Below are 11,519 nucleotides of genomic sequence, written 5' to 3'. Positions count from 1 at the left end.
AACTACGCATCTTTGGACTATTTTATAAATATATTTGGTATTAATTTAAACGTAAAGTTATGTGAAATGTTTTGAGTTCTGTAAGTGATTGAAATTAGATAATTAATAAAAAGGCTGTACAAAAATACAGCCTCCATTTAATCATTAAACTTGCTTATAATCGCTATGCCAAACGGCGTCTTCTGGGCCATCACCTTTGTGACCGTCTAATTGAATTACAAAGCTTTTTGCTGGAAAATAAGGAGTGATATGAATATCAAGTAAAATTCTATCTTTTTGAGTTTTATCTTGTTCTATTTTCATCACTGTGAATTTTTCTATCAAATTAGTTGGGCCTTTAATGCCATCTAAAAATTTAATAATCTGACTTCTCAAATCGGCTTCGGTTCTGGTGGTCCAGTTTTCAAAAGCTCTACGGTTTAAGAAATCGAATAATACTTTTGTAATATGATCAAAGACTCTTACCACAGAATAGGTTTGCAATCCTAAATTATCTCCATTGAATAATGTTTTTGCAGAGAATGCCATGATTTTGCTATACTCATTCACCATTGGCACCAGTCCCATTTTTTCTAATTCGGAGATTTCACTCTTTTTAAGATCAAAACGCACGCTTTCTACTTCGTTTAATCCTCCAAATTTTTTACCAGCTACCACTTGCGACATCAAAGTTTTGTATAATTTTCCAGCCAAAGCTGTAGAGGGCGGTACATATAAATGTTCATCTTCTTCCACTTCATCTACTCGGTTTCTACCTAATAAATAGTTACAAGTCATGATCGTATTGGATTTATAAACATCGCCACCCGTATGATTGGCGTTAAAGAAAATGTCAATTACATCATCTGGAGTTTCCAAATCTTGAAAATCGGTTAATAATACGGCTTTGTTTTCATGGGCAATTTTCGACCATTTATCCAAAATAGCATTGGAACCCAAATATCCTGGAATTGAAAGAATAGAATAGTTTTTTCTTAAATCCAATCGGTCAAAATTTTGCTTCAATTCATTCGATATATAATCAAAAAACAAGGTATTGTCTAAATCTTTCAATTGGGAAAGATCTGCATTTACAATAGTTACATTTTTAATTTTATCGCTTTCGGTATTTTTATAAAAAAGTGCCACACTTCTATAAGACGTTTCTAATTCTTTTGTGGTTTCTAAGGCATACTTTAGGTTGGTATTCAATGTTTTTTTGGCTAATTCGGCTTTTTTATTGGCCGATGCAATCATCGATTCTATAGAATCACTATTTTTTAATAAAGTGATCCACAAATCCAGTTTGTTTAGCAAATTGTTTCGTTCGCCTTCCCATTGTAGATCATTCAAAAAAATGTTTTTTCTAGCTTTTCTGTTAGGGCTCATGTTGGATAATCCGTCGATTACATTTTCTAAAAATGCAAATCCACCATATTCATCTAATAAGTGAGTGTTGCTAATAATTGGGTTGTCAATCAATTGATTTTCAATTACTTCTTGTGTTTTTTGTTCTTTGTTTGGAGTTGCCATAATTAATTTTGTGCTTTTTGTTTGGACGAATTGATTTCATTTTTTGCAATTTCGAGCATTTCAATAATCGCTTGCTTTACCGCAGGATCTTGAATGGCTTTGATTAAACCTCTATTGCTCGATAATTGTTTTACAATTTTATAGGCTTGCTCATTTTCGGTACTTAATTTGCTCAAAAACGGGCTGTTCTCTTTGATTGATTTGGCTCCAAAATCGCCCAAATTTTTAAAAGTCATGGATTCTTTTAAATTTGAACCATCTTCTTTAGTAAATTCGAGTGCTACATTGGGTTTAAATTTTTCAAAAACTTCTTCAACTGTTTTCAAATCATAAACTGCTTCTGGAGCAACAGGCTGTTCGTTTGTAAGCTTTTGAACAAGTAGGGTTCTATTTGATGGAATTTCTGCAATAGCTTCGTTTGCATCCACTTTTACTTCGTTTCCTCCAATCCCATAATTAAACATACTCATAATATTTGTGTTTTAGTGTTAATATTAAGTAAAAGTAAACAAATTATTTATAATAAAAAAATTTTTTTTTATTTTTTTTATTGTTAGTTTTGTTATTTTGGAATACATTTGGTTTTAATTATTAATGAATACATATAATATAATATGAAATATATAAAATACCCTATATCTTTCGACTCTTTATTGAAAGGGGTAAATAAAATTCAATGTGAAATTCAGGAGTCTATCGCTTACAATATTATGTTAATTGTAACCACATCATTTGGCGAAATTCCAGAGATGCCCAATTTTGGATCCATTATTTGGGATTTAGAGTTTGATCAACACATCAATAGAAGAACATGGGAAGAAACGGTGAAAAACTCATTGTTTGAGTCTATTTCAAAAAACGAACACCGTTTAAATCTTACAAGTGTGGTAATTACTTTGGATGATGTAGAAGATAATGAATTGAAAAACAGCATTAGAAGAAAAGCCAATATAATAGTAAAAGGAATCATCAAAAATAGTTTGATTCCTTTTAATTTTCATACAAAATTAAATATCAGTCCCATTTCTCAATAAATTAGGAACAAATGAAAGACAAAAAATTTATCCAAATAAAAAACAGAATTCACAAACAGTGTTTAGAATTATGGGGAATTGACGATTTAGAAATGGCCGATCCATTGATTATGATGTTATTAGATGTCATTATTTATGAAGTATATTACCTCAATCAGGAAGTTATTGACTCCGATGCTAAAATTATTGAGCGTGTTGCTCAGCAAGTAACGCCAAATAGCTGGAGTTTGCCTATGCCTGCCCATGCCTTTGTGAGTACTATTACGAATAACGGCATTACTATTATTAATGAAGAAACCGAATTTTCTGTTAAAAATAATTTGAATCAAAATACTAGTACTGCCATTTATTTTACGCCTTTTACAGAAGAAAAAATTATTGAAGGTTCGGTTAAATTTCAGTATTACGACAATTATTTGTTGTATAATAATGCTGTTGAAGCATTAAAAAATAAAATTTCAGACTATAAAGTTTGGATAGGAATTGATTGTGCTGAGGCTATTTTAACAGATTTAGAAACGCTGAAAATCACTTTTCTTACCAATAATTCATCGCTCGACCATCTATTAAAATTGGTTGAAATTAGAGATGTTAACGGTACTATAGTAGAAAAAACGAACGAAAATTTCAGCGAAGTAGCAGACAACAAACATTATACAGAAAGTATAAAAACACATTACAGCAATTATATTTATAAGCTAATCTTACAACCAGAAAATTTGGTTTATAAAAACATTTTAGAGCAATTTTCCATCCAAAAAGAAGACATCAAATGTGGTGAAGTACAGCTAAAAGTGGTTTGGCTAGAGCTTACTTTTCCTGAAGTTTTTACCAAAGAAGAATTGGACAAAATAACCATTGCCATTAACACTTTTCCCGCCATCAACAGAAAACAAAACCAAATTACCCACCATTTAAGTAAAGATGGGCGCTTGTTTTCTATGAAAGGCACTAGCGAATCTCACTTTTTAGATATTCATACAATTACTGATGAAAAAAACAATGCTTTTATAGACAGTATCAAATTTCCAATAGATGCCACTCAAAACAATACCTATACCTTGTTTCATGGCGGATTAGAAAACTATGACCCTCGAAATGCTAAATTCTTCCTTAAAAAATTAGCCCGAGTGTTACGAGAAGATGTCAGTGCTTTTTCGAGTATCAATGCCGATTATATTGACTCTACCATGGCAAGAATAAGCGAAGAAATAAACGCCATTGAGCAAAAAATAAACATCAGCTTTAGCAATATTAACAACAAAGACGATGTGTTTGCATTAATCAATACTACCGAAAAAGTAAATACGTTATACTGTTCCTACTGGACATCGGAAGGCGAACTGGCCAATGGTTTTAAAAAAGGCACCATTTTAAAACAAGCTGTTGTGTCCGAATTAGTGTCTGAAAAAACCATTCTTCAAACCACTTCAATGGGTGGCATATTCCGAACTGATAAAGCCGAAAAACTCATCAATATGCGGTATGGTTTTTTAACCAAAGAACGTCTTGTTACCACTCAAGACATCAAAGCAGCCATACAATTTTATTTGAGAAACACCACCAAAGAAATCACTATTAAAGACGGGGTGGGAATAAGCTCAACCAAGAAAAAAGGACTTTTTAGAACCATTGATGTTGCCATAACACTTGAAGACAAAAACCAACTGGAAGCCAACAGCAAACAAAAAATGGAGCGTTTTTTAAAAGAAACTTTAGAAGAACAATCGGTAATGAATATTCCTTATCAAATAACAATCAACTAGTTATGATGGAAAAAATTGAGTTTGTAAAATATTTTTTAAATGAAGGCGATACTGTAGAAAGTGTTGCTCAAAAATTTGATATTAGCATCAATTGGCTCATTTCAGTGCACAATATCAATGTGGAGATAAAAGATAAAATACAAAGCCAATACGACGGTTTTCCAAAACATTTGACAAGCATCTATCTGACTGAAGACGTGGTGAAAAATATTGAAAAGAAAAATGAACGAAAAACAGGTTATGTAATATGGGCTGATAAATTTTATAAATCAAAAACGTATGGGTTTCAAGTAGTAAATTATAAAAAGGAAACGTTGCTAAACAAAATACATTATATACTAGAAATGGTTTATAAAAAAAACGAAGACAAACAAATTGTATTAGAAATAAATCGAAAACAAGTATATATAAATAACAAACATCCCGACACCATAATAGAACAACTTGCCAATAGAATTTCGGAAACTATTTTTCCATTACAATTGCAAGTAAGTGGCAATGGAGAGATAGAAAGCCTTGCAAATCATAAAGAAATAGTAGAACGATGGAAAACAAAAAAGGATGAATTAACAGCCTATTATAAAGGAGAAATCGCCGAAAAAATAATGGCAAAAGCAACTAATTTTTTCAAAAACAAGTATATACTAACAGAATCATTAATCGAAAACTGGTTTTTCAATTTGTTTTTCAAACCCATTTATGGCAGTTATTCAACAAAGAAAGTAATAAATTACAATAGTACATTTCCATTTGAATCAAAAGAATATGAAATGACACAAAACCTTGAAGATGTTTATAGCAAAACCAATAAAGTGATTGTTAATACCAAAGGAAAATCAATAAATTCAAATACAAAAAAAGAAGCAATAATACAATACAAACTCAATGATATGGACAAAAGTATATTTTCGATAGTAGGAACATTTACTTCAAATGATAAGCGAACACAAGTTGAAATATACCAGCAATAAATAACTAGAACCCATGGCAGAAAAACATATAGTAGTACAAGGCGCCACCTGCGTATGTAAACACAGCGAAGACCCAAGCAAAACCGATGTTTTGAAAGTAAAAACACATTCAAAACATTATGCCAATGATAAAGATGGAGCAGAGAAACTCATAGCCACCACCAAAGAAATTGGGCAAACCCTAGAGGCTAATACCTTTGGCAAGTGCAAACTGCAACCCATGGGTTCTAGCTATAAACCCTGCCAAGCGGTTATAACTGAGTGGTCAGCTTTTTATGACAAAGTAACACTATCCAACCAAGGAAAAATTCTGTTGGAAGACAGCAAAGCCACCTGTCCCATTGGCGGTCCCGATTGCATCACCATAAAAAACCACGGGCAAATAGCCGAAGTAAGCCAACAGAATATAAAAAACGCTGACAAAAAAGTATTGGCAGAGCTATTGCCAGGGTTTGATTTTGAAGATTTGGAGGAGAAAGTTTTTTTAATAAAAAAAGTATAGCCATGAGTAAAGAGCTAAAGATAATACCAAAAGTTAATGCAAAAACGAACCAAAAGTTTGATGAAACCGTAGGTTGTCTAATACTAGAAAAATCCGAAAATTTCTCTTTTACTATCGAAGAGAGTGACACTTTTGCTCCAGACAAACCCAAATCCTTGAAGCCATTTAGTTTAGGGGTGTCTGATGTGGATTATGACCGAATGACTAAATATAATCAACAGGTACAGAATAAAGAAATTAAAAGCTATAATAAAAAAGCAGAAGCCCATAAAGCCGAAATGGCGTCTTTTGACAAAAAGATGAAACCCAAAAGAGATACTGTCTCTTGGGCATGGCAAGTGGTAGGTAATGGAATAAAACCACATAACATCACTCATAACCAAGGTTTTAGTAAAGGAATAGATGCTAATACCCTCTACAATTTTACCTTTCCAAAGGTGTTAGAAGGCGGTGGTATGGCATGGCTAGAAGTATTTACTGATACGGATCCTGCCACAGGCAAGATCCCCTATGGCATGTTTGTACAAGCCAAAGGTGAGCCTAAAATAATTAGAATAGAGTGGACAGACCAAGACTACAACCCGATTCCAGAAAGTACAGTTGTAGCTTTCAATTCCCAGCTCATCTTGCACATTTATACCTCGGGCATGTACGGACAAGAAGTAGAAGTAAATTTGTTTGACAAAGACGTATTTAGTGGTGACGACCCCTTAAACATTAGTAAAGAAAAAGCATTTACGAGAGAGGTAGTACTCAAAGAAGTAAAACCCCATGAAAAAGGCAAATACGGAGTGTCTGGTTTTTTAGTAAGTAGCAATCAAAGCAAAGCCAAAGGTACTGTAGAGGGCGCAACAGTAGTACAAAAAATAGAAATAAAAGTAAGCATACAAAGCGATTGGAAAACAGATGCCGGTGGCAATCTCTGGATTTATCCCACCGTCAAAGCCCTAGAGACAGGAAAGGTTTTTGAGGGATTAGACAGGCAAAAATTGCATGTACACAAAAACGGGATTTCATTCGATGTTCCGGCAATACCTACTAACAACATGCCTGCGATGGTAGGACAAGTAGAGACGAATGTGGCGAAGTTTAGTCATTGTCAATATACGGCTATTGAATTGATAGATAGCGAAGCCAAAAGCACGCCGTTGTTTAAAGAAGATAACTCAAAACCAAATATTACATGTATAGAAACAGGAGTAATAGTGGGTAGCGAGAAAAAGAAATTTACGCTACAAGTAAATCCCGAGAGTAGCATAGCCGAGTGCGGAAAAAAAGGGGTAAAAGATGGCAAAAGGGTAAAAGACCCGCACACCAAGCAACTTTCGGTAGGTAAAAACACTCCTCATAATGTAACGATTATAAAAGAAACACCAGAAAAAATAGATTTTGAGGCGTGGTTTGATTATGACAAAATTAACCTAATTGAATACTTTTTTCTTACAGAAGAAAAACTTAAAACATTTCCTAACGTGTTACTAAAAGCAGATACTTGTAGACACCATCATGATGTTAATGTTGTTATAGTTCCAGATATGGAGTGGAAAATATCCTTATTGTTTAATGACAAAACAATGCCACAAAGTTTAGCAACTACTAATATGCCAAGTGATTTGTCTAGAACTTCTGGAAGCGATACGCCAATGCACCCAGAAAGTAAACGTAAAAGTATTTACGAAGAGCAAGTAAAAAAAGCTACAGACGCTACAAATCAAAGAAAGAAAGGGAGTTCTTCTTATGATTTTGATTTAACTATAACTTATACAATTAATAAAGAACCTTTTGAATGGGGACAAAACATAGCGGAAAAAGTTAAATTTTTTATCGATATTTTTAAAACAATTAAAGAAGGGGCTGACACTTTGTGTAACAACGATAAAAAACATGCTCAAACCATCATGAAAAAGCTACCAAAGCCGAAAATGATGCCCGCTTTTATCAAAATAGATTATCCTGCCATTAAAATTGATGGCTCATGGAAATATGCAATTCAAGAACATAAAAACTTTGTGATAGAACCCACGGGTGAGCTTTCTTTTGGATTTGAACCTTTAATAAAAGGGACAGGAGGTATTGATTTAATTGCACTTTCTTTTACATTAGGCAAAACAGTCCCTGTTGTTAATTTAGTGCTTGAAGCTATTGAAGTATTAGAAGTTGGCGGAGACTTACTAGCAGGTGTTTTTGGATATGAAATAAGTAAAAAATTAGAGTTAAACATTTATGTGTTTAGTCAAATTAATGGATATGCTAAAATCCCAATTAACTCGATAGATACAATAAAATTTCAGGTAAGCGGAAGATTAGGCATTGGAGTTCAATTAAAAGCTGAAGTAGGTGTCGTAAAAAAAGGATTAGTGTTGGAAGGAGATGACGATAGTAGTGGCGACCAAGGTTTTGGTTATGCCCTAGATGCAAAAGCCGAAAGCTTTTTAGAACTTGCTTGTTCAAGTGGATTTGATAAAAAAGATGGATTCTTTCTTGAACCTGCCATACACTTTGGAGGCATAAAACTGACGATTGTTGCTAAAAAAGTGGGAGATAAAGATAAAGTAAAAGACAAAACATTCCAACTCCCAGCCTTTTATGTAGTTGATCCTAAAAAAGATTGGTTTAAGGGACGCTATCATCCTTTTTCATAATTTAAAAAACACAAACAGCATGCTAAAAAAAATAATTAATATAGTATTAATCCTTTGTACAATAACTAGTTGTGCACAAAAAAACATATCAGACAAAGAAATGGAAACAATTATCAAAACCGCTTACGAGCAAACCCCAAAACATGAGAAACAACCTATGTATGCCATACAAGTAGATAAAAAAGGGTGTAGAGCATCACTTTGGGTAAATGATTTTAATGTAGATGACTATTGGTATAAAGGTGGTTATACCATTACAGAAACTATAAGTTCTTTTATTATAAAATCAGGAAAACAAACTATTACCTTAAAAGTATATCCACGGGATGGTGCAGAATATATAGACGACAGGGCTTTTGTAGCACTAGAACTGATTTATGTGCCACAAAAAGGTTGTGATATGGACAAGTACCAACTACTGCAAACTATAAAGCTACCCGAAGGATTAGCAGAGAAAAAGTTGCCCTATTTTGAAATGACTATCCCTTTTGAGGCAAAAGTGCCATGGGATCATTCAGCATTTTATAATAATTTACAAGATTTAAGAGATATTCCTAATATCACACAAAAGATATTAGCAGAATACAAGAAATATCTTGTAATTATTGAAAACAACCAACAACAGGTATATATTGAGAAGAAATTTAAGAATAAAAAGTATGAATTTGAAGCAAATTATGTAAATGAAGAGGATATAAATGAATATATGAAATCTTATTTAAAACAAACGAGTCCTTTAAAAAATAAAGAAGTAATTTTTTTAGATACTGAATATGAAATTGTTTATGAACTTGATGGAAGAATAGCCAGTTTAGTTTCTAAATCAGATAGAGAAGGCATCATCAGAATTTATTATGGTGATGTTATTACTGAAGGAGAACATGAAGGCAAAAAACAAAGTGAATTAACTATAGGGTTTAAATTAGTTTTACCAAAAAACAAAACTGAGTTAGAGAGTTTATAGGATGGTTTTAAGGGAAAAATAAAAGTTGATATGTCAGATAGAAAAATAAAAATTATACAATCAAATAAAGATTTAGAGTATACTGAAATAGAAGTTTATTATCAAAAAGAACACTACGGTTGTTGGGCTTTATGGTTATTATTAATTACCCTTATAATATATTTTTATAACATTTTTTTTTTAATTCATCTATTAATATTCACTGCTATAAGAATTATTATTTTTCTTTGGGAATACGAATATCGATTTCAAATAAAACCAGTTTTAATAATAAATGAAAAGCACATAAAATATAAACGTAATATTTATAGTTGGCAAAATATTAAAAATTTATGTTGTTATGAAGAATATGATTCAGAGAGTGACAGGTTCAATGCCATGTATATCAAATTTGAATATAAAAATTTAAAACCTAAAATTTACATTAGTGGATTAACAAAATCTAAAGATGAAATTTCACAGCACATTGCTTTACACAAAGATAATGAGAGAACAAAGGTAAAGGTATAAATGAAAAGCAAAATGTTAAAAATTATCCTAGAATACTAAATGGAAAAAGAGAACGACATGTACGTTAAACAAATAATCATCATAACGCTAGCAATGCTAACCATAGCTTGCAAAGAAAACAAAGAAAACAAAATGGAAAATCAAATCTCTTATACCGTAACGGTAAACGCACCCAAAGGCTACCCAGTAGAAGTGCATATAGGCTACTTACTTGATGGCAACAAAAAACTAATTTGCGGTATCCCAAGGCAGGAACGGAGGAAGGAGGTTGGGAGTATGATGGTGCCGCAGCAGGAATGGGCGGTAGTAGCATCCCACACCACCTAAACCTTACTTATGTGGCGTATGCCGAAAAAAAGTTTTATGAAGTAGATGCCCCCTTGCCAGCCGACAAAATAGAAGCTGCCTTCAAAAAAGGCTACGACCACGAAGAACGCAATGGCGATATTGTGCATCTAACGTGTGATTATCTTACCGTTGGTGCCGCTCCAGGAGGTGTTATTGTAGTATGGCTAGGCGGTGATCACAACCGCATAGAAATATGTCGCCTACAAGCCAAAGAAGTGGTTGTGAGTCCAGATGATTTTTATCAAAATGCTGATAATGAAAATCAAGAGCAATTTTTTAAATCATTTTACGATTTAATGGTATCCGACAGCATCAAAGCCGACATTGCCAGTAAGGGTATCCCTTATGGGCGTTGGGATAGGTATAGAGAGCGGTTCAACTATCGTTTTGTTATGCAACCTTATGACGAGATAGACCATTTTACACTTAATTACTATACCTATTTTAATGGAGAACTAGATGAGTTGCTACAAAAAGAGTTAAACAAACACGCCTATTATGACAAAGCAGCACCATACAAGTGTAAATTTATTTTTACCAAATACAGCACCGAAATTATTTTTAATGATCAAGAAATGTTTGAGATATTTGGTATGTTCAAAAAGAAATATCCAAACAAACCCATAGATGTAATTATCAAACCAACCTTTAATTATGATAGTATGGAGGTTTTTGTACAATGTGAAGATAAAAAGATAGCACTCAAAAATTATAAGGTTAGAGGCGTTTGGGGAGGATAAAAATCAAAAAAAATAACAATCAACTAAAACCATGAACGAATTAAATTATAGCCCAAGTTTAGTAGCTGCCATCAAATCGGCAAAATCATTTGCCATTCAAGATGGTCAGAGCACTTATGGTGTGTCCCATCTAGCCTTAGCTTTATTATATGCACCAACAGGTTTGGTCGAGGTACTTCGCAGTCTTTCTAAAGATATAGAATACATCAAAGAATGGTTTGATGTGCGAAGAGAAGTCTATGTTTCAAATCCATCAAATGATAATAGTATCATAGCCGACGAGGAAGTGGAAAAAATATTCAACGAAGCCAATTTTAATAAAATTAGATTAGGTTCTGATTATATTGATGCTTTTTCGGTATTTATTGCCATTACAAAGCCAGGTTTGGTATATAGCGACCAACAAATTGATGGACTAAACTTGAGTGAAAAAGAACTTTTAAAACATTTTGGACTGCGAAATAATCAAAAAACAGTAACGCTTTTAAACGATTTAAGCGATGGCGATGAAGTAATGTTTCAGCCCCTTA

Annotated in this window: 11 protein-coding genes and 1 pseudogene; 10 read left to right on the top strand and 2 right to left on the bottom strand. The window is 32.9% G+C overall.

What is annotated here, in order from left to right:
* Positions 1–144: 144 nt before the first annotated feature.
* Positions 145–1,512 carry a DUF5458 family protein gene (locus B0A58_RS02795; protein WP_014085219.1) on the bottom strand — a complete coding sequence of 456 codons (1,368 nt, stop codon included), beginning with the start codon at positions 1,510–1,512 and terminating at the stop codon, positions 145–147.
* Positions 1,513–1,514: 2 nt separating this feature from the next.
* Positions 1,515–1,982, bottom strand: coding sequence for a type VI secretion system contractile sheath small subunit (locus B0A58_RS02790; RefSeq protein WP_089079794.1), 468 nt, complete (start codon positions 1,980–1,982; stop codon positions 1,515–1,517).
* A 144-nt stretch (positions 1,983–2,126) separates the two neighbouring features.
* On the opposite strand from B0A58_RS02790, the gene B0A58_RS02785 reads away from it, so the two are divergent.
* The 10 genes and pseudogenes from B0A58_RS02785 to B0A58_RS02745 form a co-directional block, all read left to right on the top strand.
* Entirely contained in the window at positions 2,127–2,546 is a 420-nt protein-coding gene (locus tag B0A58_RS02785; protein ID WP_089079793.1) for a GPW/gp25 family protein, read from the top strand.
* Positions 2,547–2,557: 11 nt separating this feature from the next.
* A complete protein-coding gene (locus tag B0A58_RS02780) occupies positions 2,558–4,312 on the top strand; it encodes a type VI secretion system baseplate subunit TssF (RefSeq protein ID WP_089079792.1) in 1,755 nt (584 codons plus the stop codon).
* Positions 4,313–4,314: 2 nt separating this feature from the next.
* Positions 4,315–5,283 (top strand): hypothetical protein, encoded by a 969-nt coding sequence (locus B0A58_RS02775; RefSeq protein ID WP_089079791.1) that lies wholly within the window; start codon positions 4,315–4,317, stop codon positions 5,281–5,283.
* A gap of 13 nt (positions 5,284–5,296) precedes the next feature.
* The gene (locus B0A58_RS02770; RefSeq protein ID WP_089079790.1) at positions 5,297–5,785 is read left to right on the top strand and encodes a DUF4280 domain-containing protein; all 489 of its coding nucleotides are present in this window, start codon (positions 5,297–5,299) and stop codon (positions 5,783–5,785) included.
* Between the two features lie 2 nt (positions 5,786–5,787).
* Entirely contained in the window at positions 5,788–8,427 is a 2,640-nt protein-coding gene (locus B0A58_RS02765; protein WP_089079789.1) for a hypothetical protein, read from the top strand.
* Positions 8,428–8,446: 19 nt separating this feature from the next.
* Positions 8,447–9,391 carry a hypothetical protein gene (locus tag B0A58_RS02760; protein ID WP_089079788.1) on the top strand — a complete coding sequence of 315 codons (945 nt, stop codon included), beginning with the start codon at positions 8,447–8,449 and terminating at the stop codon, positions 9,389–9,391.
* Positions 9,392–9,421: 30 nt separating this feature from the next.
* On the top strand, positions 9,422–9,901 hold the full coding sequence (locus tag B0A58_RS02755) for a hypothetical protein (protein ID WP_089079787.1): 480 nt from the start codon (positions 9,422–9,424) through the stop codon (positions 9,899–9,901).
* Between the two features lie 39 nt (positions 9,902–9,940).
* On the top strand, positions 9,941–10,228 hold the full coding sequence (locus B0A58_RS16755; RefSeq protein WP_317047309.1) for a DUF2931 family protein: 288 nt from the start codon (positions 9,941–9,943) through the stop codon (positions 10,226–10,228).
* The gene (locus tag B0A58_RS02750) at positions 10,135–10,989 is read left to right on the top strand and encodes a DUF2931 family protein (protein ID WP_243389433.1); all 855 of its coding nucleotides are present in this window, start codon (positions 10,135–10,137) and stop codon (positions 10,987–10,989) included. The genes B0A58_RS16755 and B0A58_RS02750 overlap by 94 nt, the downstream gene beginning before the upstream one ends.
* A gap of 31 nt (positions 10,990–11,020) precedes the next feature.
* A pseudogene (locus tag B0A58_RS02745) lies at positions 11,021–11,519 on the top strand (AAA family ATPase); the annotation flags it as partial.

Source organism: Flavobacterium branchiophilum NBRC 15030 = ATCC 35035 (assembly GCF_002217205.1).
In the GTDB taxonomy this organism is placed as follows: Bacteria; Bacteroidota; Bacteroidia; order Flavobacteriales; family Flavobacteriaceae; genus Flavobacterium; species Flavobacterium branchiophilum.
Note: the sequence above shows the minus strand (reverse complement) of the source record. Positions and strands in the feature narration are given on the sequence as shown.

Bases quoted from the DNA above. Each gene is read 5' to 3' on its own strand.
- B0A58_RS02795 (WP_014085219.1), bottom strand. From the start codon at position 1,512: ATGGCAACTCCAAACAAAGAACAAAAAACACAAGAAGTAATTGAAAAT.
- B0A58_RS02790 (WP_089079794.1), bottom strand. From the start codon at position 1,982: ATGAGTATGTTTAATTATGGGATTGGAGGAAACGAAGTAAAAGTGGAT.
- B0A58_RS02785 (WP_089079793.1), top strand. From the start codon at position 2,127: ATGAAATATATAAAATACCCTATATCTTTCGACTCTTTATTGAAAGGG.
- B0A58_RS02780 (WP_089079792.1), top strand. From the start codon at position 2,558: ATGAAAGACAAAAAATTTATCCAAATAAAAAACAGAATTCACAAACAG.
- B0A58_RS02775 (WP_089079791.1), top strand. From the start codon at position 4,315: ATGATGGAAAAAATTGAGTTTGTAAAATATTTTTTAAATGAAGGCGAT.
- B0A58_RS02770 (WP_089079790.1), top strand. From the start codon at position 5,297: ATGGCAGAAAAACATATAGTAGTACAAGGCGCCACCTGCGTATGTAAA.
- B0A58_RS02765 (WP_089079789.1), top strand. From the start codon at position 5,788: ATGAGTAAAGAGCTAAAGATAATACCAAAAGTTAATGCAAAAACGAAC.
- B0A58_RS02760 (WP_089079788.1), top strand. From the start codon at position 8,447: ATGCTAAAAAAAATAATTAATATAGTATTAATCCTTTGTACAATAACT.
- B0A58_RS02755 (WP_089079787.1), top strand. From the start codon at position 9,422: ATGTCAGATAGAAAAATAAAAATTATACAATCAAATAAAGATTTAGAG.
- B0A58_RS16755 (WP_317047309.1), top strand. From the start codon at position 9,941: ATGGAAAAAGAGAACGACATGTACGTTAAACAAATAATCATCATAACG.